The organism is Cytobacillus sp. FSL K6-0129 (assembly GCF_038007625.1).
GTDB classification, from domain to species: Bacteria; Bacillota; Bacilli; order Bacillales; family Cytobacillaceae; genus Cytobacillus; species Cytobacillus kochii.
This window is the reverse complement of sequence record NZ_JBBOXM010000001.1, coordinates 1,182,429-1,207,584: the sequence shown is the minus strand read 5'-3', so window position 1 is coordinate 1,207,584 and position 25,156 is coordinate 1,182,429. Positions and strand designations below refer to the sequence as shown.

Annotated in this window: 25 protein-coding genes; 21 read left to right on the top strand and 4 right to left on the bottom strand. The window is 36.2% G+C overall.

The features are described 5' to 3' along the window. Positions 1-2,940 (bottom strand): formate dehydrogenase subunit alpha, encoded by a 2,940-nt coding sequence (fdhF, locus tag MHI57_RS05790; protein WP_095372819.1) that lies wholly within the window; start codon positions 2,938-2,940, stop codon positions 1-3. Positions 2,941-3,386: 446 nt separating this feature from the next. Here fdhF and MHI57_RS05785 point away from each other — a divergent pair, with 446 nt between their 5' ends. The 13 genes from MHI57_RS05785 (at position 3,387) to MHI57_RS05725 (ending at position 15,592) form a co-directional block, all read left to right on the top strand. Beyond that, positions 3,387-3,737 (top strand): DUF2294 domain-containing protein, encoded by a 351-nt coding sequence (locus MHI57_RS05785; protein WP_095372820.1) that lies wholly within the window; start codon positions 3,387-3,389, stop codon positions 3,735-3,737. Between the two features lie 14 nt (positions 3,738-3,751). Beyond that, the gene (fdhD, locus tag MHI57_RS05780; RefSeq protein ID WP_095372821.1) at positions 3,752-4,543 is read left to right on the top strand and encodes a formate dehydrogenase accessory sulfurtransferase FdhD; all 792 of its coding nucleotides are present in this window, start codon (positions 3,752-3,754) and stop codon (positions 4,541-4,543) included. A 253-nt stretch (positions 4,544-4,796) separates the two neighbouring features. Continuing rightward, entirely contained in the window at positions 4,797-5,597 is an 801-nt protein-coding gene (locus MHI57_RS05775) for a formate/nitrite transporter family protein (RefSeq protein WP_340975354.1), read from the top strand. Positions 5,598-6,005: 408 nt separating this feature from the next. After that, positions 6,006-7,091: a type III polyketide synthase gene (locus MHI57_RS05770; protein WP_095372823.1), complete on the top strand. Its 1,086-nt coding sequence runs from the start codon at positions 6,006-6,008 to the stop codon at positions 7,089-7,091. Positions 7,092-7,096: 5 nt separating this feature from the next. Then, on the top strand, positions 7,097-7,648 hold the full coding sequence (locus tag MHI57_RS05765) for an isoprenylcysteine carboxyl methyltransferase family protein (protein WP_095372824.1): 552 nt from the start codon (positions 7,097-7,099) through the stop codon (positions 7,646-7,648). A gap of 18 nt (positions 7,649-7,666) precedes the next feature. Then, positions 7,667-7,840 carry a hypothetical protein gene (locus MHI57_RS05760; protein ID WP_157733949.1) on the top strand — a complete coding sequence of 58 codons (174 nt, stop codon included), beginning with the start codon at positions 7,667-7,669 and terminating at the stop codon, positions 7,838-7,840. Positions 7,841-8,034: 194 nt separating this feature from the next. Next, the gene (locus MHI57_RS05755; protein ID WP_340975352.1) at positions 8,035-11,685 is read left to right on the top strand and encodes a dynamin family protein; all 3,651 of its coding nucleotides are present in this window, start codon (positions 8,035-8,037) and stop codon (positions 11,683-11,685) included. Positions 11,686-11,704: 19 nt separating this feature from the next. After that, entirely contained in the window at positions 11,705-11,908 is a 204-nt protein-coding gene (locus MHI57_RS05750; RefSeq protein WP_095372826.1) for a hypothetical protein, read from the top strand. After that, entirely contained in the window at positions 11,892-12,725 is an 834-nt protein-coding gene (locus tag MHI57_RS05745; RefSeq protein WP_328197654.1) for a sulfurtransferase, read from the top strand. The genes MHI57_RS05750 and MHI57_RS05745 overlap by 17 nt, the downstream gene beginning before the upstream one ends. Positions 12,726-12,884: 159 nt before the next feature. Further along, positions 12,885-13,784, top strand: a complete 900-nt coding sequence (locus tag MHI57_RS05740) for a 5'-3' exonuclease (protein ID WP_307313135.1) — start codon at positions 12,885-12,887, stop codon at positions 13,782-13,784. A 191-nt stretch (positions 13,785-13,975) separates the two neighbouring features. Continuing rightward, positions 13,976-14,224, top strand: coding sequence for a transcriptional regulator SplA domain-containing protein (locus MHI57_RS05735; protein ID WP_095372828.1), 249 nt, complete (start codon positions 13,976-13,978; stop codon positions 14,222-14,224). Next, on the top strand, positions 14,221-15,246 hold the full coding sequence (splB, locus tag MHI57_RS05730; RefSeq protein WP_095372829.1) for a spore photoproduct lyase: 1,026 nt from the start codon (positions 14,221-14,223) through the stop codon (positions 15,244-15,246). The genes MHI57_RS05735 and splB overlap by 4 nt, the downstream gene beginning before the upstream one ends. Positions 15,247-15,322: 76 nt before the next feature. After that, entirely contained in the window at positions 15,323-15,592 is a 270-nt protein-coding gene (locus MHI57_RS05725; RefSeq protein WP_191811007.1) for a DUF6123 family protein, read from the top strand. 106 nt (positions 15,593-15,698) lie between these two features. Here MHI57_RS05725 and MHI57_RS05720 read toward each other — a convergent pair whose 3' ends face one another. Further along, the gene (locus MHI57_RS05720; protein WP_340975347.1) at positions 15,699-16,589 is read right to left on the bottom strand and encodes a DMT family transporter; all 891 of its coding nucleotides are present in this window, start codon (positions 16,587-16,589) and stop codon (positions 15,699-15,701) included. After that, positions 16,589-16,981 (bottom strand): reverse transcriptase-like protein, encoded by a 393-nt coding sequence (locus MHI57_RS05715; RefSeq protein WP_095372832.1) that lies wholly within the window; start codon positions 16,979-16,981, stop codon positions 16,589-16,591. Before MHI57_RS05715 ends, MHI57_RS05720 begins: the two co-directional genes overlap by 1 nt. Before the next feature lie 200 nt (positions 16,982-17,181). Between MHI57_RS05715 and MHI57_RS05710 the strand changes: the two genes are divergently transcribed. Both MHI57_RS05710 and MHI57_RS05705 read left to right on the top strand, forming a co-directional pair. After that, complete coding sequence (locus tag MHI57_RS05710; protein ID WP_095372833.1) at positions 17,182-17,838, top strand: reverse transcriptase-like protein; 657 nt, start codon at positions 17,182-17,184, stop codon at positions 17,836-17,838. 15 nt (positions 17,839-17,853) lie between these two features. Then, complete coding sequence (locus MHI57_RS05705) at positions 17,854-18,033, top strand: zinc-finger domain-containing protein (RefSeq protein WP_095372834.1); 180 nt, start codon at positions 17,854-17,856, stop codon at positions 18,031-18,033. 40 nt (positions 18,034-18,073) lie between these two features. Here MHI57_RS05705 and cspD read toward each other — a convergent pair whose 3' ends face one another. Further along, positions 18,074-18,274, bottom strand: coding sequence for a cold-shock protein CspD (gene cspD / locus MHI57_RS05700; RefSeq protein WP_053476725.1), 201 nt, complete (start codon positions 18,272-18,274; stop codon positions 18,074-18,076). A 388-nt stretch (positions 18,275-18,662) separates the two neighbouring features. Here cspD and MHI57_RS05695 point away from each other — a divergent pair, with 388 nt between their 5' ends. The 6 genes from MHI57_RS05695 to MHI57_RS05670 all read left to right on the top strand — a co-directional run bounded on the left by MHI57_RS05695 (position 18,663) and on the right by MHI57_RS05670 (position 25,124). Next, positions 18,663-18,989 (top strand): hypothetical protein, encoded by a 327-nt coding sequence (locus tag MHI57_RS05695; RefSeq protein ID WP_095372835.1) that lies wholly within the window; start codon positions 18,663-18,665, stop codon positions 18,987-18,989. A 264-nt stretch (positions 18,990-19,253) separates the two neighbouring features. After that, on the top strand, positions 19,254-20,171 hold the full coding sequence (locus MHI57_RS05690; RefSeq protein ID WP_340975344.1) for a metal ABC transporter solute-binding protein, Zn/Mn family: 918 nt from the start codon (positions 19,254-19,256) through the stop codon (positions 20,169-20,171). 38 nt (positions 20,172-20,209) lie between these two features. Beyond that, positions 20,210-20,965 carry a metal ABC transporter ATP-binding protein gene (locus MHI57_RS05685; protein ID WP_370873260.1) on the top strand — a complete coding sequence of 252 codons (756 nt, stop codon included), beginning with the start codon at positions 20,210-20,212 and terminating at the stop codon, positions 20,963-20,965. Positions 20,966-20,973: 8 nt separating this feature from the next. Then, positions 20,974-21,885: a metal ABC transporter permease gene (locus tag MHI57_RS05680; protein WP_307313741.1), complete on the top strand. Its 912-nt coding sequence runs from the start codon at positions 20,974-20,976 to the stop codon at positions 21,883-21,885. Beyond that, the gene (locus tag MHI57_RS05675) at positions 21,886-22,776 is read left to right on the top strand and encodes a metal ABC transporter permease (RefSeq protein ID WP_340975343.1); all 891 of its coding nucleotides are present in this window, start codon (positions 21,886-21,888) and stop codon (positions 22,774-22,776) included. A gap of 197 nt (positions 22,777-22,973) precedes the next feature. Further along, positions 22,974-25,124, top strand: a complete 2,151-nt coding sequence (locus MHI57_RS05670; protein WP_340975342.1) for a DNA topoisomerase III — start codon at positions 22,974-22,976, stop codon at positions 25,122-25,124. The last annotated feature ends 32 nt before the right edge of the window (positions 25,125-25,156 follow it).

The window sequence follows — 25,156 nt, the reverse complement described above, 5'->3', positions numbered from 1 at the left end:
TTATTGATCTGTTAAATGAACATACCCTTCGCGATTCCATTTACGTTGAACTTCCACACCGTTTTGTGGATTGCGTTTTTTATTACGCGGGTTCGTTTTTGGTAATGGTTTGTCGCCGGCTTTGTTATTTAAAATTTCCATACGAACTTTCGTTTGTTTATAAGCCGGTGTACGCGTTCGTTTATCATATAAAGGACCAGTTAAGAAATTGATAGCAGAATCCTTATCAACTGAATTCATTGGTAAGTACAGTTCGTTTTTCTTCACTCGGTCTGTAATTAGAACATTCAATTTAACTGCACCAAATGGAGAGACGAGTCTTACTGTCGAGCCATCTGAAAGTTTTCTTTCTTGTGCTAGTTCTTCTGATACTTCCACAAATACATCTGGTACTTTTGCAGTCAGGCCTCTTGACTTATTGGTCATATTTCCTTCATGGAAGTGTTCAAGCATACGCCCATTATTAATATGGAGGTCATATTCTTCAGGGAAATATGCAGGTTCTGCCCAATCAGATAAGGCGAAACGCGCTTTTTTGTCTGGGAAGTTAAAACCATCTTCATATAACAATGGTGTGCTTGCTCCATCAAGACTTCCCCATAAGAAGCTACCCCAACCTTCTAGTACATCATAGCTTGCTTGAGAGAATAGTGGTGCAAGACTCGCCATTTCAGCAAAGATTTCACTAGGGTGTGTATATGTCCAATTTGCCCCTAGGCGATTAGCTACTTCTTGAATAATCCACCAGTCAGGTTTAGAGTCTCCTAATGTTGGTAACGCTTGGTACAATCTTTGTACACGACGCTCAGTATTTGTAAATGTACCTGTTTTTTCTAGTGATGGTGCGGCAGGTAAAATAACGTCAGCGTATTGAGCTGTGCGAGAGAAGAATATATCCTGAACAACAAAGAAGTCAAGACTAGAAAGTACTTTATCTACATGGTTCGCGTCCGAATCAACAAGTGCCATGTCTTCACCAACAAGGTACATTGCTTTCATTTCATCTTTTTCAATCGCTTGTAACATTTGAATATTATCTAAACCTGGTGTACCTGAGATTTCAACTCCGTAAGCTTTCTCAAACTTCGCACGAGCGATATCATCGGTAATATGTTGATAGCCTGGTAACCAAGTAGGTAAGGTACCCATATCACATGCACCTTGTACATTGTTATGTCCACGCAATGGATAAGCTCCAGCACCTGGGCGACGATAGTTACCTGTTGCTAATAACAGGTTAGAAATAGCAGCTGAAGTATCAGAACCACCAGTATTTTGCGTAACGCCCATACCCCAAAGGACACAAGTACCGTCAGCATCACGAATCATTTCGGCAATTTCGATGATTTGTGATTGTGATAAACCAGTCGTTTCTTCAGCATATGCTAACGTATATTTCTCTAAAACTTCATTAAAATCATCGAAGTAATTGACATTTTCCTTAATAAATTCAGCATCATGCCAACCTTGATCGATCATGTATTTGGTTACAGCCATTAACCAAACTTGGTCTGTTCCTTGTTTCGGACTTATAAATATATCAGAACGTTCAGCCATCTCATTTTTACGCAAGTCTGCGACAATTAACTTTTGACCGTGGTATTTATGGGCTCTTTTTACACGTGTAGCAAGAACAGGGTGACCCTCTGCTGGGTTTGCACCAACAATAATGACAAGACCTGCTTCAGCAATATCTTTAATGGTTCCAGCGTCACCGCCCATACCTACAGTTCTGAATAAGCCATCAGTGGCTGGTGATTGGCAATAACGAGAGCAGTTATCGATATTATTCGTTTCAAATACTTGTCTAGCTAATTTTTGTAATGAATAGCTATCTTCATTTGTAATTTTTGAAGAAGAAATAAAGCCAATTGAATCTTTGCCGAATTCTTCTTTAATACTTCCTAGTTTACTAGCTACAAGGTCTAATGCCTCGTTCCAACTAGCTTCTACAAAGCGACCTTCTTTTCTAATCAATGGTTTTGTAATTCTCTCTTCAGAATTAACAAAATCCCAACCGAATTTACCTTTGACACAAGTGGAAATTGCATTTACTGGTGCATCGTGGCTTGGTTGCACTTTCAAAATTTCACGGTCTTTTGTCCATACTTCAAACGAACAACCTACACCACAGAAAGTACAAACGGTTTTTGTTTTTTCGATTCTTTCTTCACGCATCGCAGCTTCAACTTCTGATACAGCAAAAATCGTGCCATAGTTCGGTTCTACTTCTTTTACAAGGTCAATCATTGGTGTCATGATCTCATCATCAATCTTTGTCATGAAACCTGCATTACCGAGCATTGATTTTTCCATTAAGGCATTACATGGACAAACCGTTACACATTGTCCGCATGAAACACATGACGATTCATCAATGGATACACCTTGGTCCCAAATAACTCTTGGTCTTTCTCTTTCCCAATCAATTGAAAGTGTTTCATTTACTTGTAGACTTTGACAAATCTCAACACATTGTCCACAGGCAATACATTGATTTGGATCATAACGATAGAAAGGATGCGACATATCGACAGCCGATTTATCTTCTTTAGGCGTATAAGGATACTTTTGATGCTCAATCTCTAATAATTCAGCTGTATTATGGACTTTACAGTTGCCGTTATTATTATCACAAACTGTACAATACAGTAAATGGTTTTCTAAAATACGGTCCATTGCTTCTGTTTGTGCCTCTTTGGCACGGTTGGAGCTTAAGCTAACACTCATACCACTTTCTGCTACAGTCGAGCATGAGCGCATAAGTTGACCATTTACTTCTACAATACATGTGTCACATGTTTGTATTGGGTCAACCTCTGGTAAATAACAAATCTGTGGATGTTCAATTTGATTTTGATTAATGATTTGGAGAATGGTTTGCCCCTCATGCCCCTCATAATCCACACCATTAATTGTAATGTTTACATTGGAAGTCAATTTTGTTTCCCCCTTACACTTGATCAAACAATGGTTTAAAGAGAATAAAGTGAGTGTTTCTGCTTAAACCAATAAAAAAACCACCATGTACTATACCGCTTTCAAAAAGCGAGCATAATCCATGGTGGAATAGTTAAATAACAACGCTTGCTATTATACCAATCCATACCATTTTTAGTATGTAGAAAGTACCATTGATAGAGAGACAACATGAAAATATTACCCCTCCAACAATTCCACTAGTTATTATAGCGCTAAAAATTAAATTTAACAATAATGAATTTAATCTTATAACGATTACAGTCCAATAGGGTAATTTTGGTATTGTGAAACAGTGAAGCAATCATCGTGCAATTTTTTTCCTATTTGCAGCCCCTTTCATTTTTTTTAAGCATGTACTATGATTATACAATTGAGACAGAATCTTATATAAAGGGGTAAAGAAGATGTCAAAAATGGTGCATGAGTTTAATGATATCATTCGTAAATTAAGAAAAGACTTATTTGGTAAGGGACCGGAGAAAATCCACACAGTGTTTGTAGAGAATATGGCCGTTTCGACTTTATACGGTAATCTCACACCGACAGAACAATTTATTTCTCGTACAGAAGATGGCAAAGAAATGGTGCATTCAGCAAGAACAAAAATGATTCAAGATGTATATGCAGAAGGTACGCCAGAAGGAATGGAAGAATTGGTCGGTGCGACGCTGTTACATTTGTTTTCTGATATTAAAGTGGAAGAGAATATGGCGATATCTGTATTTGTATTCGATAAAAATATCATAGATTCATAGAAAGAGGAGAAAAGATGAAGCAAGTGGAAACGAGTCGTAAAATCATACGAGTGACTGGAAATAAAGTTGAAAAAATGGAAGATACCATTGTTACCGAATATGCAGTAACGGTTAAGCTGAATGGAGAAGAGCTAGTCACAATGGTATGTACACCAGAATATATTGAGGACATGGTGATAGGTTATCTTGCATCAGAAGGTATCATAAGATCTTACAAGCATATTAAAGATATATGGGTACAAGAAAAGGAAGGGTTCGTTCATGTTACAACAGATCGTACAAATCCTTATATACAAAACTTCCAAAATAAAAGATATATTACTTCTTGTTGTGGTATGAGTAGACAAGGCTTTGTTTTTGTTAATGATGCATTAACAGCTAAGAAAATGGAAGATGTTAATATTCGATTAACTGTCAATGAATGTAATCAGTTAATGGAACAATTACAAGCGTCTGCGACTACATTTAAACAAACAGGTGGTGTACATAGCGCTGCGCTTTGTGACAAAAATGGGATATTATTAAGCAGAATGGATATTGGTAGGCATAATGCGCTTGATAAGATATATGGTTATAGTTTAAGAGAGGGCATCAGCATGAAAGGGAAGATTATTGTTTTCACAGGAAGAATCTCCTCAGAAATACTTTTAAAGGTAGCAAAAATTGGTTGTGAAATGATTCTCTCAAAATCTGCACCAACAGAGTTTGCTTTGCGCTCAGCAGAGGAATTAGGAATTACGACTGTTGGATTTATTCGTAATGGCAACATGAATATATATACTTATCCTGAACGAATCCTATTATAAAAAGAAATACTTCGCTACACGAAAAAAATAAAAAATAGTCTAGTAAAATTTTTTGTTTTTTGGTAGCATATAGTTTGCAATGGGTAAATGGAAGTAAGGCAAGCACTGTTTTATTTCTTTTTACAAACAATATAAATATGATGACTGATACTTCTGTAGGGGATTGCAGAAGGGTTAGGCAGCATTCTTTGAAATCCTTTACAAAAGTAAGGGATGTCTGAGTGCTGCCTTTTTTATTTAGGGGGTAGTTAGAATGGGATTTAGTAAACCGCAAGAAATTATGGAACAGACGATTGCAACAGGTGTTGCAAAAACGAAAATACCACTTTTGTCGCTGTTGGTTTTAGGCTTTTTAGGTGGGGCATTTATTGCACTAGGATTTTTATTAGACATTCGTGTTATTGGGAATTTACCGGCAGAGTGGGGAAGTTTCGGATCGTTTTTAGGTGCAGCAGTTTTCCCTTTAGGCCTTGTATTAGTAGTATTGGCTGGGGCTGAATTAATTACAGGTAACATGATGTCAGTTGCGAGTGCTTTGTTCTCAAAGAGAATTAGTCTTGGGCAATTATTGAATAATTGGTTTTGGGTGTTATTATCCAATTTTGTAGGGGCACTGTTTGTTGCTTATTTCTTTGGACATGTCGTTGGATTAACAGAGACAGGTCCATACCTTGATAAAACAGTAGCGATTGCTGGTGCAAAAATTGATGATACATTCTTACAAACATTTGTTTCAGCGATTGGTTGTAACTGGCTCGTATGCCTAGCTGTTTGGTTAGCTTATGGTGCTCATGATTTTGCAGGTAAAATTTTGGCTATTTGGTTCCCGGTTATGGCATTTGTTGCGATTGGATTCCAGCACGTTGTTGCCAACATGTTCGTTATTCCAGCTGCGATTTTTGCAGGTTCGTTTACTTGGGTAGATTTCATTGGCAATATCATACCTGCCTTTTTAGGTAATGTAGTTGGAGGGGCTGTGTTTGTTGGCCTAGCTTACTTTGTCTCTTATAAACCAAAAAATGAAACAAAACCTCAGTTGAAAAAAGCTTCATAATAGAAGCACATTCATCATAGCTTACATAAAATAATCTATTAGAGATATTGGATGTGAGCAAATGCAGCAATATTATTGTGATTATTGTAAAACGCTATATAAAGAACAAGGAGTTTGTCGTGTCTGTGGTCAAATCATTGATAAAACCATTATCATTGATGTGCATAAGCAAGGCAATAAATAAGCAATTATAATTGGTAAAGTTTGCGTAATGCCAAGAGAGCCACTTTAAGATATGATAAAAGGGCACAGCAACTCCTTCAAAACACATCTTTCTGAGCCGAATGAGATAACTCATTCGGCTTTTTTTTATGCAAAAAATGAACGAGAAAGATTAAAAACCAATCAATGCATAAATATCCTTATTAAGGAAAAAATACCCGTACATAGACAGAAAGGGAGTTCCTTATGCCAGCTATTTTATCTATCTCAGAAGTACCCCCATCAAATGAAATTACTCAAAATGAAGTGGTAGCATTTGCACGCCACTTATTTGGGCAATCTTTCAAAGATATCGATCGTTTATTAAAAGTATTCCAAAACGGACAAATTGAAAAACGTCATTTTGCCAAAGAACTAGATTGGTTTAAAGAGGACCATAGCTTTGCTGATAAAAATGATGCCTTCATTGAAACGGGAGTAAAACTTGGGTGTGAGGCGATTGAAAAGTGTTTAACAACGAGGGAGTTTCTAAATCAACCTATTAAGTATCAAGAGATAGATGCGATTTTTACGATTACTAGCTCAGGTTTAGCTACACCATCGCTTGAGGCAAGAATAATGAATCTATTACCCTTTTCTGAGCAAACAAAAAGGATCCCAATATGGGGCTTAGGCTGTGCAGGTGGTGCATCGGGTTTATCAAGGGCTTATGAATATTGCTTAGCTTATCCAAAAGCAAAGGTTTTAGTATTAACAATTGAATTATGCAGTTTAACTTTTCAAAGAAATGATCGCTCTAAGAGTAATCTTGTTGGTACTTCTTTATTTGCTGATGGTGTTGCCTGTGCATTAATCGCTGGTGATGAAAGTGGTTATCAAAAATATCAGAAATTGCCTGCCATCCCCCATATATACGGGACACAATCAACGACAAAAAAGGATTCGCTTGATGTAATGGGTTGGGACGTAAAGGATGATGGTTTATATGTCATATTCTCAAGAGATATTCCCACAATTATTGAAGGCTGGCTGAAGCCAAATGTACAGACATTCTTAAATCAATTCTCATTACAAATAACCGATTTGCAACATTTTATTGCTCATCCAGGTGGAAAAAAAGTGATTGATGCTTATCAAGCGTCTTTACAAATTCCTGCTGAGATGACCGCCACTTCACTTGACGTTCTAAGGGAGTTCGGCAATATGTCATCAAGCACAATATTATATGTTTTGCGAAGGTTTTTTCTCCTTGGAAAAAAGGATGATATAGGTTTGGCAACTGCCTTAGGGCCGGGTTTTAGCTCGGAATTACTTTTATTAAAATGGAGGTGAATTAAATGTTTTTTTATTTTCTTCTATTTGTTATTTCTCAACGGTGTATCGAGTTAATCGTCGCAAGATTCAATGAGGATTGGATGAAAAAAAGAGGTGGCATTGAATTTGGTCAAAGTCATTATCCACTAATCGTTATGGTACATAGTTTGTTTTTTATTGTTTTAACAGTTGAGGTAATTGTGTTCGGTAAAGGATTATCTCCTTATTGGTATTATTTACTGCCGTTATTTATACTCACACAAGTGATAAGAATATGGGCGTTATCTTCCTTAGGGAGGTTCTGGAATACAAAGATTATTGTTTTACCCAAAGCAAAAGTGGTAACTAAAGGACCATACCGTTGGCTAAAGCACCCAAACTATACAGTCGTTGCAATGGAGTTTCTTATTATGCCTCTATTGTTTCAAGCTTACTATACTGCCCTGGTTTTCACTCTGTTAAATTTCTTTATTTTAGCCATTCGTATTCCAGTTGAGGAAGAAGCATTAAAAGCATTAACGAAATATGAAGAAGCGTTTCCTATGAAGAGAGATGAAGAAATAGGAAAAATTTGAAAAAGGTTTATTTTAGTATTGAAAATCATTCTCGATTATGATAAATTATTAATTGAAGATGATACTTATTCTCAATTAATGAAAGGCGTGATACATTTGACAGCTCTTTTTGTGGTTGGCACTATCGCTGTTTATGGTGCAGTAATGAAATATGTGTTGAATGGTGTTACAAAGTCAGAAGCAAAATCTTAAATTAGCGTTTACCCCTTTATTACATATAGGAAGAAGCCTTAGTGAGTGAGGCTTCTTCTTTTTTTTGGTGAAAATACCAATTTTCATAACGAAAGGTTCACTTTACCCCATATTTATAATATATTAATACCTATATAGGAAAAAAGCTTGCGCAATTATAATAGTAGTAAATTGATGTGACAAGGGGATTAATTATGGTTCAAACAGTGGGTAAACAACTTAGTCAAAATGAATTAATTGAAAGAATAGCAGCATTATCATTGTTTTTTGAACAAAATGGAGATAATGTTTCTGCTTCAAGAGCAAGAGACCTCGTCTATAAATTACGAGATTCACAATACGCGATTGCATTTTGTGGACATTTCTCTGCGGGTAAATCGAGCATGATCAATAAAATTGTGGGAGAAAACTTACTGCCATCCAGCCCTATCCCAACAAGTGCGAATTTAGTTAAAGTGAAATCTGGAGAGGATTATGCCAAGGTGTATCTTAAGGAAGGGATGCCAAAGCTCTATCCTGCACCTTATGATTATGAAAAAATTAAAAAATATAGTAAAGATGGAGACCTCATTCATACTGTAGAAATTAGCCATTCGGAAACATTTTTGCCAAAAGATACGGTTATTATGGATACACCAGGAATTGATTCAACAGATGATGCGCATAGAATTGCTACTGAGTCGGCTCTACATTTAGCTGATATGGTCTTTTATGTGATGGATTATAATCATGTGCAATCAGAACTCAACTTCTTATTCACTAAAGACTTAACTGCAGCGGGTAAACAAGTATACTTAATTATCAATCAAATAGATAAGCATCGAGAAGAAGAATTAAGTTTTCAACATTTTACTGAAAGTGTAAAGGATTCTTTCGCCTCGTGGGGCGTTCAACCTGAAAGAATCTTCTATACATCGTTGAAGAAACCAGAGTTACCACATAATGATTTTTCTTCTCTTCAGAAGTTCATCTACGAACAAATTGGCCAAAAAGATAGGCTCTTACCACAATCTGTTCTTCACTCATTACAGAAATTAACTGAAGAACATTTTATCTTCTTAGAAGAAAAAGACGCTCATGACATAGCAGCTAATGAGGAAATTTTAGCAGCTCTGCCTGAAGATGAACGAGCGCTCGTATTTGAAAAGATTGAACAATTACAGTCACATAAACAAGCATTGCAGCAAAAAAAATATCAGGCAGAAATTGATTTGAATCATGATATGGAAGATATCTTAAATAATGCTTATTTAATGCCGTTTCAAACGAGAGAATTAGCTGAGAATTATTTAGAATCAATGCAACCTGGCTTTAAAGTGGGCCTATTATTTGCGAAGGCTAAAACTGAACAAGAACGAAGTACAAGGCTAAGTCTTTTATATAACGATTTAAAGGAAAAAGTCCAATCGCAAATTGAATGGCATGTGAAAGAGTTATTCTTAAAAAAATTAAAAGATGATCACATACATCATAATGAGTTACAGTCACAAGCTCAAAACATTAATATCAATATACCAGAAAGCCTGTTAAAGACAGCTATTAAAGAAGGGGCGAGGCTCTCAGGTGATTATGTTTTGCAATATACACGGGATGTGTCTGATGCTGTAAAAAAAGAAACGAAGAAACAAATAATCAACTGGAAAGAGTTGTATTTGAAAGAGTTAGAAGAGTTAGCTAATGAAAAAATTCTCGCAATGAAAGATGAATGGGATGCTTATGCTCGTTTCGGTGAGGCACTTAGTATATTAAAGGAAATTAAAGCAAAACAATCAGAGCAAAAAGCAGAAATTAAGAAACTATTGGCAGGAGAGCTAGACCATAAAAAAGTTTCAGCTTCCGTCCAAGAGTTAATGAGACCAAAGGATGAAGATGTCCAAATTATTCGTGAAGGTGAAGAAGAGTTTGTTGATACTAAACAAGTAGTGAGTACTCATTCAATTGTTGAAAAAGAAATGAACCAAGAAAATAATCATGAAGCTGATATCGAGGCTCTAATTAGTAAGCTCGAGCATACCGCAAAAGAGTTACGAGATATCCCAGGTTTCCACAAAATATCAGCAGAGCTATTAGAGAAAGCTGACCGACTACAATCACGCAGTTTCACTGTTGCTTTGTTTGGTGCCTTTAGTGCTGGAAAATCTTCGTTTGCCAACGCATTAATTGGTGAAAAAATCTTGCCGGTATCGCCAAATCCAACAACTGCTGCCATTAATAAAATTATGCCTGTTACTGCAGAGTACCCTCATGGTACCGTTAAGGTATTTGTAAAAAGTGAAAAAGTCATGTTTGCAGATATTAATCGTTCGCTACAAGTCTTTAATCAACAAGCACAATCATTTACTGAAGCTATAGGGAAGATAGATGTGATTTTAAAAGAGCATCATGATTTTGATGCGCATGAAAAAACGCACTTTGCCTTTCTTGCGGCCTTTGCCAAAGGGTATAATAATTTTCAAGAAAAGCTTGGTAAAGAAGTGATTACAGACCTCACAGAACTAGCAGATTATGTTGCTAAAGAAGAAAAATCATGTTTTGTTGAGATGATTGAAGTATTTTATCAATGTGAATTGACTGACAGAGGCATTACACTCGTTGATACTCCAGGTGCGGATTCCATTAACGCACGTCATACAGGAGTAGCTTTTGACTATATTAAAAACTCAGATGCCATTCTTTTCGTGACGTACTATAATCATGCTTTCTCCAAAGCCGATCGTGAGTTCCTTATACAGTTGGGCCGGGTTAAAGATGCGTTTGAACTTGATAAAATGTTCTTTGTTGTCAACGCTATTGACCTTGCAAGTGATGAAGAAGAGAAAAACGATGTCTTGCAATATGTTCATGATCAGCTCATTCAATACGGCATTAGAAGACCAACCTTACATGGGTTATCGAGTTTACAGGCATTATTCGAAAAACAATCAGGTGAAGAACATTCTTCTGGAATGAAGGATTTTGAAGAAAGTTTCTATCGTTTCATTAATCACGATTTGATGTCACTTTCATTATCTGCTGCTGAACTTGAGTGGAATCGAGTAATGAACCAATTGCGTACATTTATTGAATCTTCTAAAGAAAGTAAAGAAGCAAAGTTAGCAAAAAGAGAACTTCTAACGAATGAACTAGCGATTATTAAAGAGAAGATTGCTAAAGATGATCTTGATTTATTAACTCAAGCATTAAATCAAGAAGCGGACGAACTAGTGTTTTATATCAAACAAAGAGTTTTCTTACGATTTAATGATTTCTTAAAAGAATCTTTTAATCCAGGACAATTAAAAGAGGATGGCCGTGATATGAAAAAAGCGCTCCAAGTAGCTTTAGAGGACTTTTTACAAAGTTTCGGATTTGACTTTGCCCAAGAATTGCGAGCGACGACCATTCGTCTAGAAGTATTTATAGGAAAGTTATTACAACAAACATACGAGAAACGAAGTAACCAAGTAAACCAATTGAATCGCGATGTAACCTTTAGTCGTCCAGAAAATCCTTCTTTTGAAGGGGTGAATTTTGAGTCTGCTTTCAGTAACGTGGATCGCACTACATTTAAAAAAGCAATGAGTTATTTTAAAAACCCTAAGAACTTCTTTGAGAAGAATGAAAGAAAATTACTGGCAGAAAGTCTTGAGGAAAGCTTGCAAGAACCAACAGATGTATATTTACATGAATCATCTAAACAACTCAAAGATTATTATGATGAGAAACTTTCAACCGTTTATCAACAACTACTGTCTGATTTAATTGCTGAATCAGAAGAGTATTATAAAGGGTTGTTAGCAACATTATCTCAAGACTTCCCAATTGAACAGTTAGTTGCAACAGAAGAACGTCTGAGGGCCTATTAAGGCATTGGAGGTGACATGCTTGAAAGATGTAAACACCTTTCATGTATGTGCAACTTGTATAAACTTCTTAGCCGTTAAAAATGAAAATGGAATGAGATATTTTTGTGAACGTTTAGGTTATGAAACGAAGCCTAATTACAAGTTTAATTGCTGGGAGCCTAAGGATCATGTGAAAAGACTCATTGAAAAAAGAAAGGGTGACGGGGATGAACAGCTTAGTTAACGTAGAATGGCTCTTCCAACATCTAAATGATGTGAGAGTAATTGATTGTAGATTTAACCTCGCTAATCCTGAAGAAGGATTTGAGCAGTATCGCACCGGTCATATTCCCGGCGCTGTTTATTTTCACCTAGAACAAGATCTATCATCAAAAGTAGAAAAGCATGGGGGTAGACATCCACTGCCTTTAACAGAGCAATTTGTCGAAAAGGCAGAAGCGGTCGGTTTAACGAATGATACAAAAATTGTCGTTTATGACAACGGGGAAGGGTCATTTGCTGCTCGTTGTTGGTGGGTGTTTCACTATTTTGGTCATGAGAAAGTATATATTTTAGATGGCGGCTTTAAAGAATGGCTAGCTTCAGGTCATCCTACTGAAAGCAAGGTTCAGTCATTTGGACGCGGTGAATTCACAGCAACCATTCAAACGGACATGGTTGCCGATTACAAACAAGTAAAAGAAGCAATTGAGCATCCGAATAATGAAGTGGTGTTAATTGATTCAAGAGAAGAAAAGAGATATCTCGGTTTGATTGAACCGATTGATAAGAAAGCAGGTCATATACCTGGAGCAATGAATAAAGTCTGGATGGACACTCTAAGTGAAGGCAAGTTTAAATCAATTGATGAGCAAAAGCAACGGTTTTCAGAAATTGAGAAAGACAAGCAGATTATAGTTTATTGTGGTTCAGGGATTACTGCCTCCCCCAATTATTTAGCATTAAAAGAAGCAGGTTACAAAAATGTAAAGCTCTATCCTGGTAGCTTTAGTGACTGGATTTCTTATGAGGAGCATTCGGTTGCAACGAAAGAGAAATAATTTTTATAGGGAAATCCGAACTCTTTGTCACCTTAACTGGTTGCGATGACAACGGATTTTCCTCTTTTTTTTCAGCAATAAATCAGTTACAGAGCGAAAACCATACATTTTTTATATCTATGTTATAATAATGATACTTTAGATGGAGGAGGAACAACTTTGAACGAAAATCAACAACTACAAAACCCGCGATTCCTTCTTGTAGATGGGATGGCTTTATTATTTCGAGCTTATTTTGCAACAGCTGTAACTGGTCAATTTATGTATAACTCTAAAGGAACGCCAACGAATGGCATATATGGATTTATGAAGCATTTCTTAATGGGTGTGAACCATTTTAACCCTAGCCATGTTGCCGTTTGTTGGGATATGGGCAGTAAAACATTCAGAACAGATATGTATAACGGGTATAAATCAAATCGACCGGAAGCACCGATTGAATTGGTCCCACAATTTGAGCTGGCGAAAGATATGGTAGCGAGCTTTGATATTCCAAATATCGGTGTTACAGGTTATGAAGCAGATGATTGTATCGGCACGCTTTCACAGGTTTTAAAAGAAGAAGCAGAGGTTGTGATTCTTACAGGGGATCGTGATATTTTACAGGTATTAGATAAGAATGTATCGGTTGCCCTTTTGAAAAAGGGGATGGGTAATTATGAAGTCCACACACCAGATAGCTTTTATGAAGAGAAAGGGATACAACCAAGGCAGTTAATCGATTTAAAAGCATTTATGGGTGACCCAAGCGATAATTATCCTGGGGTAAAGGGGATTGGTGAGAAGACTGCACTAAAACTCTTACAAACATACGAGCACATAGAAGGCGTATTAGAGAACATTGAAGCACTAACAAAAGGGCAAAAAACTAAAATCGAGCAAGATTTGGACATGCTACATTTAAGCAGACAATTAGCAGAAATTAAATGTGATGTTCCTGTTGAATGTACTTTAGTAGAAGCTGAATGGAAATATAACGTAAATAAAGTTAATCAGAAGCTAGAAGAAATTGAACTAAGAGGTATTGCTAAATTACTGCGTCATCCTGCAGTGATTTAACGTTTAAGTCATTGGGAATGGTCATTCCTGATGGCTTTTTTTTGTTATACTAAATTACGTTTTCCCCAACTACACCTTCCAGTTCATCGTATATTGCACTTCCTCTCAATAAATTTACCAAAATTATTATAGCAAGTATTTAGGAAACTAACACAAAATGTATGATAGATCATTCATTAAAAGGAGACGTTATGATGAATTATAATGCTGGAGATATTGTTTATGTATTTTATCGTAATCCGCATACACAAGATGTAGCTAATATTCAGGCTGCTGCTGTCGTCAATAACCCAGAGCGACCAGGTGAGTTAGCATTGTTTTTATATGAAAATTATTATCCATTAACAGAGGAAGTGGCTGTTTTCTCAAATGAAGCAGAAGCATATGAAACATATGGAAACTATTTTGATGATACCCTTCAAGGAGGGATAGACGATTGAAGCCATTCGAGCCAAAACTTGTTTATTTTGAACCGAACGCGCTGGATTATCCACTTGGCCAACAATTAAAGAAGCGGTTTGAAAATACTGATGTAGAAATTAGATATACAACATCCCATAATCAAGTCAGAAATTTACCAGGGGACAATGATTTTCAAAAATATCGTGTTGCTAAATCTACGTTAGTTGTCGGTATAAGGAAAACGTTAAAGTTTGATACATCAAAGCCCTCAGCAGAATATGCGATTCCATTCGCGACTGGATGTATGGGACATTGCCATTATTGTTATCTACAAACAACAATGGGAAGTAAACCTTATATTCGCACATATGTAAATGTAGACGAGATTCTAACTGCTGCTGATGAATATATGGCGGAAAGAGCACCAGAAATAACAAGATTTGAAGCATCTTGTACATCTGATATTGTTGGCATTGACCATATTACTCACACATTAAAAAGAGCGATTGAACATTTTGGGCAATCAGAATATGGTAAATTGCGGTTTGTGACAAAGTTTCATCATGTCGATCATTTATTAGATGCGAACCATAATGGTAAAACACGTTTTCGCTTTAGTGTGAATGCTGATTATGTAATTAAGTTTTTTGAACCTGGAACATCAAGATTGAAAGATCGTATAGCAGCTGCTGGCAAAGTGGCGAGAGCTGGTTATCCACTCGGGTTTATTGTGGCACCTATTTATTTACATGACGGTTGGCAACAAGGATATTATGAAATGTTTGAACGGTTAGAAGCCGAGTTGCCAATTGAAGCAAAAAAAGATTTAACTTTTGAATTTATTCAACATCGTTTTACTAAGCCGGCGAAACGAGTAATTGAAAAAAACTATCCAATGACAAAACTTGAACTAGATGAGGAAAAAAGACGATATAAATGGGGAAAGTATGGAATTGGAAAATATGTTTATAAAAAAGAAGAAGAGGAAGATATAAAGGAGACGCTCTATCAATATATGGTAAAATTCTTTCCTGAAGCAAAGTTAGAATACTTCACTTAATATTGTAGAAACTTGTCGGAAAATAAGCTAAAATATAGGTATTGAGTAGGAGAAAAAGAGGGGACTGGCGCGACCATTGAAATCGTTAGAAGAATATTTATGCCATTTGGAAGGTAAAGGGTTTCAGCTTGAAGAAGATAGTATAGGCTTTATATACTTCGGTAAACATTACACAAATGCACCAGATGAATTAGTTAATACAGCAATAGAGATGACATTAAAGGCGCAAAAATCATTTGATGGCAGTTTTTATTTATCACTGTTAGAGCGTTTTATGGGAAATAATATACCGAACCGCAAGGAAGCAATTAACTATATGAAAACGAGTTTGCATATATCTATTTAAAAAATAAAAAATGAACAAGCATGATGTAGAGGCTGAACTGCGCCCCAAATTTTAGACATATGAGCTAACAATTGGAGGTACAGTTCATTTTTTTTCGATTGAATTCTCAGTAAAACGATTTTTTTTGCGGCCACTCAGCTAATATCATACCAAGTAGAATGAATAGGCAACCAAACATGGCGATGATCGATAAACGGTCTCCAGCAAAGATATAGCCTGTCAGTGCAGCGAAAACAGGCTCCATTGCAAATATAACAGCGACTCTTGTTGGAGAGGTGAATTGCTGGAAGTGTGTTTGTGCTAAAAAGGCCAGCCCTGTAGCAAAAATACTTGTAATGAGTAAGGAGAATATAACCTCTTGCCTGAATAATAATTCACTATCGTAAGACCATCCCTCATAGACAAAACCTGATAAAATAGAGAGTAAACCCACAGTTGTTACTTGTATAATAGTTAAAATAATAGCTGAATGAGCCTGTGCAAATAAATTTGTTAATATAATATGGAAAGCAAAGCCTAATGCACAAATGAATACAAAACCATCACCTTTATTAAATGCAGAGATATCTTGTGCTGTTAGTAAGTAAAGTCCTAAGGTAGCGACAAATACGCCAATAAAAGCATTACGAGTAATCTTTATGTTTAATATAAAAATTGATAATATAGGCACAAGAATCACACTCAAACCAGTAATAAAACCTGCTTTACTTGAAGAAGTATAATGAAGCCCAATTGTCTGAAATGTATAGGCGATAAAGAGACATAAACCTAACAAGATACCTGCCATTAGTGTACGTTTAGTTAGTCTTTCCCACTGCTTCCTATAAAAAATAATCGCCATTATTGTTAAGAAAAATGCAGCAATAAGAAAGCGGATACCATTAAATGAAAAGGCGCTAAGAGATTGGAGAGCATTTTGTACAAGAACAAAAGTAGTTCCCCAAATGAACGCGACAAGTAGAAGAGAGAAGTCTGCCGTTTTAGTTGACTGCCACATTATTTTTTATTTCTTCGAATAGCCGCTCTTGCCAATTCGTCCGCAGGTTTATTTTGTATACTTGGTATCCACTTCATAAAGAAAAGGTCGAACTGCTTACTTAATTCAAGTGCTTCATCAAGAAGTGGAGCAAACTTTTTATTACGGGCAAATTCCTTTTCAATACTCGCATTTACCACTTGTGAATCCGTGCGAAAGGAAACGGTTCGATAGTTATTTTCTATGCAAATTCTTAATGCTAAAATCAATGCTTGAAACTCCGCTTCATGGTTCTCCATATTTCCAAGTGGAATACTATGCCTCTCTACAATTCCGTTCGCTTTTATAAATATTCCTGCACCACTCGGACCAGGATTACCAGCACTTGCACCGTCTATATATACTTCAATCAATGCAATTCCTCCTTTTGTGATAAAATAGTGGGAGTTCTTTGTAATGCGATGAAGGAGAAATGTTCATAATAATCGTATAACATTAAAGAGATATTTTGCTACAGAAAGACATATGATGAAAAATACAAACTACAAGTAAGTGTAGCATACAAGCACCTTATTTTTGAATCATCATTTTATTAAAAGGCGTGTTAAAATAAATGAAATATCAATTGATTGCAGCTTATAAACTAAAAAATAACGAAAGCTATTTATTTTCTTCCGAATGGTTAGATGGTGAGTCTGCTCTTGATATGGGAGAAGAGTTTTCTCATCATCCTAAATGGACAGAAATAAAGTGTTTGGATGAAAACGGTACATCTTGGACCATAAAAGAATTAAATAAGCTATTAGAAGAAGTAGAGGAAGAACCGCATGATTTAGTGATTTATTTTGATGGTGGCTTTCATGACGAAACGAAGACCTCAGGCTTAGGTGCTGTTATCTACTATCGACAAGGAAAGAAAAAGTATCGTATAAGAGCCAATGAATGTTTTCACGAGTTAGAATCAAATAATGAAGCGGAATATGCTGCCCTTTTCTTTGCTCTTTCACAATTAGAAGAATTAAATGTCAGTCGGCAGAGTTGTGAAATAAGAGGAGATGCAAAAGGACTATTAATGCAATTAGCTGGCGAATGGCCTTGTTATGAGAAAGTATTAAATGATTGGTTAGATCGGATTGAGGAAAAGCTGAGCCTATTATCATTAAATGTAACGTACACTCCTATTGTAAGAAAAGATAATCAGGAAGCACATAAGTTAGCGACACAAAGTTTAAACGGGAAAAGAATCTATAGTAAAATGCAGTTGTTATAGGAAGGAAGGTTTATTGTGGATGAGAAAAAGAAATTAGTAAAAGAGGTTGATCAAGTCATTGATTTTTATTGTGAGGATTGTTTCTTATACAAATATCATCGTAAAGAATATGGACGAAACTTTGCTCACCGATTTTGTATAACCAAATGTACTGTGGGAGAAAAAATCCAAAGTATTGGCAAAAATTTTACATAATAAAAGGCTGGCAATTTTGCCAGCCTTGATTATATACAGATTAAAGTTTTACAACGTTAGCAGCTTGAGGTCCGCGGTTACCTTCAACGATTTCGAAAGAAACTTCTTGACCTTCTTCTAAAGATTTGAAGCCTTCGCCAGTGATAGCTGTGAAATGTACGAATACATCGTCTCCACCTTCAACTTCGATGAAACCGAAACCTTTTTCATTGTTAAACCATTTTACTTTACCGTTTTGCATGTGAACTTTTCCTCCTAAAACTTTGAAGGCTCCAAGCCTTCAGAAAAAATTTTCATCCAACATAAACATACTGCAATATTATCATGGAATATAGGAAATATATTCTGTTAAATGATGTATTAAATATACAATACTAATCGAATTCCGTCAAGAAATCTGAAAGTTTTTTCTTTAAAATATTGTAAAAATTTCAGTTTTTTCTCCAGGGTGTGGAGTGGCGCTACTAAGTTGGGTTATCAAATGGATATTTTGGTGATAGAAGTAGCTTTATTTAGAAGAATATAACCATCCTAAATGATTGGTTCAAAGTAAGAATGACAAGCTTAGATACATGTTTTTCTATTATGGTTATTAGGAAGAAAGTGTCATAATTAATCGCGGCATTCATATGATAGGTAAATCAATCAAAGAAGGTGGCCATATGTATCGTTTTCGCATCAATGAGAGGGAGTGGATTTTGCGTTTTGCTATTAATGTGGATGCTGATGATATAGAAAAGAATATTATTTTTCAATCGATTGTTAAAATGGGACATGAGATTTTACACTATAATCATGGGGATTCCTTTATTTTATTTGACAAAGATATCGGTGCGATCATTTTTTCAATTGAGACGATCCCATCATATATCCTCACCGTTGCTAACATTATAAATGAAGTCGATTGGTTCCAAATAAAAAATGGCATCGTTTCGAGGAAAAAAGATCAGCATTAGTGATTCTTTAGTCTCTTATGAGAAAAAAATGGTTCCTGAAGTTGATAAACGAACCTTAGTTTGATGCAGTTTATAATAGAAATTGAGAAACCCGCTGTTTGCGGGTTTTTTCTGTTTTGTCATGTTTACTTATTGACGGTTTTTTCACCATGAGTTAAAATGTTGCACATAGGAAACTTTTATAGATTTAGTTAAAAAAAGTGTATCGATTAAAAAAGTATGCATATAATCAAATAAGGAATATAAAGGGAGAGAAGGGTAGAGATGAAAAGAATATTAGTTACTATGTTTAGTTTAATGGTGCTTGCCGCTTGTTCAAGTAATGAAGCAGGAAATACCGAAAATGATCAATTGAAAGTAACAACGACTATTGCTCAAATAGCTGATGGTATTGAGCATATCGGTGGTGAACATGTGGAAGTAAATAGTCTGATGGGACCAGGCACAGACCCACATCTATATAAAGCTACGCAAAGTGACATTAGTCTGCTTCAAGATGCGGATTTAATTATGTATAATGGCTTGCACTTAGAAGGCAAGATGCTTGAAGTGTTAGAGAAAATGGGCGAGAAAACTACTGTTGTGGCAGTAGGCGATTCATTAGAAGAATCCAACTTACTAGCTGATAAAGATAATCAAAATGCGGTAGACCCACATATTTGGTTCGATATTGATTTGTGGATAGAGGCATTGACTACAGCAAAGGATGCATTGATTGAAGTTGATCCTGAAAATAAAGATGATTATGAAGCGAATGCAGAAGCCTATTTTACAGAGATGAGAGAATTAAAAGCATATGCCACAGAACAAATTCATTCAATTCCTGAAGAGAAACGTGTTCTAGTCACTGCTCATGACGCGTTTAATTACTTTGGTAATGCTTATGATATGGAAGTTATGGGTTTACAAGGGTTAAGTACAGACGCTGAATATGGTTTAGGGGATGTGCAACATTTAGTGAATACAATTGCAGATAGAGAAATCAATGCCGTTTTTGTAGAGTCAAGTATATCCGAACGATCAATTAATGCAGTGATTGAAGGAGCGAAGGAAAAGGGCCATACGGTAAGTATAGGTGGAGAATTATACTCTGATGCTATGGGAGAAGAGGGCACTGAACTAGGCACTTATGTTGGTATGTATAAACATAATGTAGATACGATTGTTCAATCATTAAAATAAAGATTGTTTTTATGTAAGTGTATATAGGAGTGATTATAGTGACAAATCCAATAGAAATAAAAAATTTAACTGTAGCCTATGATAAAACGGCAGTACTAAAGGATATTCAATTCTCAATACCAAAAGGCAGTTTAACCGGAATTGTTGGACCAAATGGTGCCGGAAAATCTACTTTGATTAAAGCGATATTGGGCCTAATTCCTAAAGTGTCAGGTGAGATTAAAATATACGGAAAACCTTACAAAGCAAAAGATCGTCTGGTGGGTTATGTGCCCCAACGAGGGTCAGTGGATTGGGATTTTCCAACAAGTGCATTAGATGTTGTCTTAATGGGAAGGTATGGCCATATCGGTTGGTTTAAACGACCAGGTAAAGAGGATACGGCACTCGCAAAAGAAAGTTTGAAGAAAGTGGGAATGGATTCCTACGCCAATAGGCAAATAAGTCAATTATCCGGGGGGCAACAGCAAAGGGTATTCTTAGCAAGAGCGCTCGTTCAAGATGCACAAGTTTACTTTATGGATGAACCCTTTGTCGGTGTGGATGCAGCAACAGAGAAAGCGATTATACAATTATTAACAGACCTTAAAGATCAAGGGAAAACAGTCATTGTTGTTCATCACGACCTACAAACAGTTGAAGAATACTTTGACCATTGTATTTTATTAAATAAAGAAGTCATTGCATCTGGTGTCACTGAAGAGGTTTTTACAGTAGAACAATTACACCAAACATACGGGGGCAAGCTAGCTTTTTTAGATAAAGGAAAAGTAATGGTGGAACAAAAGAGGTGACATGAGTGATGGAACAAATAGGGCAAATGCTACTAGCAGCAAATACGCAGTGGGTGTTAATTGGTACGCTCCTTCTAGGGTTAGCTAGCGGTATTTTAGGGAGTTTTGCCTTACTAAGAAAACAAAGCTTAATCGGAGATGCTGTTGCACATGCTGCATTACCAGGAATATGTATAGGGTTTATGTTAACAGGAGAGCGGTCGCTCATCATCCTTTTAATAGGAGCGACCCTTACAGGTTTACTAGCTGCTTATTGTATTCAATACATTGCCTCCGCGTCTATTTTAAAAGAAGATACGGCCATTTGTTTAATTCTATCCACGTTTTTCGGCGTAGGTATTGTCTTATTAACGAAAGTACAGCAAATGCCTTCTGGCAATAAGAGCGGTCTAGATTCTTTTATCTTTGGTCAGGCAGCAGGAATGGTTAGTAGTGATGTGAAATTAATGGCAGGGGCAGCGGCATTATTACTTATGGTGACCATTATTTTCTTTAAAGAATTTAAACTAATTACTTTTGATGTGGAATTCGCTAAAGGCTTAGGTTTACCGGTTAGCGCGTTAAACTTTTTGTTTATGACCCTTTTAGTAGCTGTTGTTGTAATCGGTATTCAGGCAGTCGGTGTCATTCTGATGGCGGCATTACTTATTACACCTGCGATATCTGCCCGTTATTGGACGAATTCACTTAGTAAAATGGTCATGATTTCTGGCATATTCGGAGCGATATCAGGTGTGATTGGTACTTTGATTAGTTCACTAGATAGAGGGATTCCAACTGGCCCCTTTATCGTAGTAACTGCTACGATTATCTTTTTTATATCCATTCTATTTGCACCTGCCCGTGGTATCATCACACTTAAAATCAAACGGAGAATGACCAATCAAAAGCTTCTTCGTGAACAAGGGCAGGTGAAGTAGATGAGTTATGAAATTTGGATTATTATTGTCGCATCATTAGTGGGCATTACTTGTGGTGTAATCGGCTGTTTCCTCATTTTACGGAAGTTGGCGATGCTTGCTGATGCAATTAGTCATACAGTCTTGTTGGGGATTGTGCTTGCTTTTCTAATCAGTCAATCAATGAATGGAATTTATATGCTCATCGGTGCTGCAATAGTTGGTTTATTTACGGCTATGCTTATCCAATTTCTTAATCATAAGGGCATTCAGGAAGACGCATCAATTGGCGTCGTGTTTACCTTCTTTTTTGCTATTGGCGTGATACTTATCACAGTGTTTGCTGATAGTGTTCATTTAGATGTCGACCATGCTTTAATGGGTGAAATTGCCTTTGTTCCATTCGACATGGTGGAAATCGGTTTTTTACCACCGCTTCCAAAAGCATTCATCATGTTAATGAGTATACTGATATTAAATATTATTTTGATGATGTTATTTTATAAAGAACTAAAAATTACATCTTTTGACCCTGCACTTGCTGCTTCTATCGGTATTCCAGTTATGTTTATTCATTACTTATTGATGGGCATGGTTTCAGTATCAACTGTCGCTTCATTTGATAGTGTCGGTGCCATACTTGTCGTAGCGATGTTAATAGCACCAGGTGCTTCTGCTTATTTATTAACCAATAAACTAAGTCATATGCTGTGTTTAAGTGCATTCTTCGGAGTAATAGCAGCGATTAGTGGTTATTATGTAGCTACCTGGATTGACAGTTCAATCTCTGGTTCAATGGCGATGATGAGTGGGGCTCTATTCGCTCTCGTGTTTATCTTTTCACCAACAAAAGGACTGTTAGGTAAAAAGCTGAATCATAAACGTTTTCGATCAGGAACTACTGCTCCTTAAATCGTGTTCATATGTAATAAAGGCTGTTATTTAAAATAGCAGCCTTTATTCTACTTTTGTTAAATAAAAGTTTACGAATGGGAATGTATAAATCATTTATAGTAATCCATCTTAAGATATCGACCTCTTACTTCTTGCTTTCTTCACATTTTTTAGTAAGATAGAAACATAATATTTTGATAGAAAAGAGAGTAAGAATGAAACTAATTATTGCAGAAAAACCAGACCAAGGAGCTACACTCGCTTCTGTTTTCCCCAAAAAGAAACACCAAGGCTATATCGAAATTCTTCCTAATCCTATTTTGACAGATGGTGGCTTTATCACATGGGCTATCGGGCATTTATGTCAACTCTCTCCTCCTGAAGTGTATAATACAACTTGGAAAAAATGGACATTAGATACACTCCCTCTTCTACCTAACCAGTTTCAGCACGAAGTCTCCAAAGATAAAATAAAGCAATTCCAGGTCATTAAAAAGCTCTTATCACATCAAGAGGTGAATGAAGTTATTCATGCGGGAGATGCAGGGAGAGAAGGGGAACTGATAATAAGAAATATATTGCGTCAAGCAAAATCAAATTTGCCAATGAAGAGATTATGGATTTCTTCATTAACGCCGAATGCCATTAAAAAAGGGTTTCAACAGCTATTAGATGAAGAAGATACGAGAAACCTTTTTTTCGAAGCTTATACAAGGTCATGTGCCGATTGGATTGTCGGAATGAATGCTTCTAGACTATATACGTTATTATTACAACAAAAAGGATTCTCAGATGTATTCTCGGTTGGTAGAGTACAAACACCTACATTAGCATTGATTGTAAAAAAGGAGCTTGAAATTGAATCTTTTGTTTCTGAACCTTTTTGGGAAGTAGAAGCAACCTTCAAGATCACCGGGAAAAAATATAAGGGGAAATGGGAAGATAAGGGTAATAGTCGTATTATGGACAGCGCATTAGCTGAGAAAATTGCTTTGTTTTGCCAAGGGAAGGAAGCAACAATAGCAGATATAAAAAAGGAAAAGAAAGAATTCCTACCGCCTCAATTGTATAATTTGTCAGCACTTCAGGCAGAAGCAAATCGGCGTTATAAATTCTCACCTAAGAAAACACTTGATATTGTTCAAAAGTTATACCAAAAAGGGTGGGTTTCTTATCCTCGTTCCGATTCAAGGCATATTACCACGGAGGAGGCCAACACATTGCCACAAATTTTGGCTCGTTATGAAAAAATAAAGGATTATGAGGATTTCTTTCCTTTACCGTTTTCCTCCATCATTCAGAATAAGCGCTATGTGGATGAAAAGAAAGTGACTGACCATTATGCCATTATTCCGACTGAGCAAATTCCAGACTTCTCCAAACTTGCTTCTGAGGAGAAAAAACTTTATGACCTAATTGCGAAAAGTGTCATCGCTGCCCACCATAAGAAAGCAATAATCGAGTACTCAACAATTAGAACTCTGGTTGATGAGCGAGCGATGTTCATTTCTAAAGGAAAAGTAATTGTTGATCAAGGCTATCGCCAAGTGATTTCTCCAGTTGAGAAAGATAAAGATGTGAATCTCCCCTTATTAGATAAAGGAGATAAAGGAATAACAGAAAAAACAGAAGTAAAGGAGAGTAAAACACAGCCTCCTAAAAGATACACTGAAGGTCAATTAATAACGTTGATGAAAACAGCAGGAAAACATATCGATGATAAAGAACTTGAACAAGTATTAACACAGACAGAAGGACTTGGAACTGAAGCAACAAGAGCGGGCATTATTACGATGCTAAAAGATCGTGGTTATATTGATGTGAAAAAGAATATAGTCTATGCTACTTCAAAAGCTAAGGTTCTCATTATCGCGGTTGGTAAAGAGATATTAGCATCTCCTGAAATGACGGCGAAATGGGAGCAACGCTTAAAGCAAATCTCTAAAGGAGAGGCATCGCCTAAACAATTTATGGATCAAACAAGTCAAATGGTCCATCATTTAATTGCCGCTACGAAGGAAGTAACGAATGAATGGATATTCTCTGAAGAAGATAAACAACAATTTATCCCAAAAACATTTAAGAAAAAGCGACAATCCCCATTAGGTAATTGTCAATTATGTGATGGTCAAGTGGTAGACAAGGGTAAATTTTTTGGTTGCAGCAACTATCAGAAAAAGAATTGTACATTTACCTTATCTAAGAAAATTCTCGGTAAGTCAATGACACAAAAAATAGTGAAACAACTGTTGAAAAGTGGTGAGACTGATGTGCTGGAGGGTTTCCAAGGGAAAGACAAATTGTTTGCAGCAGCATTGGTGTGGGATAAAAAGGAAAATAAAATTAAATTTAAGTTTCCAACCTAAGTCTTTCCGTCTATTCCCATATCTTCCTTGTT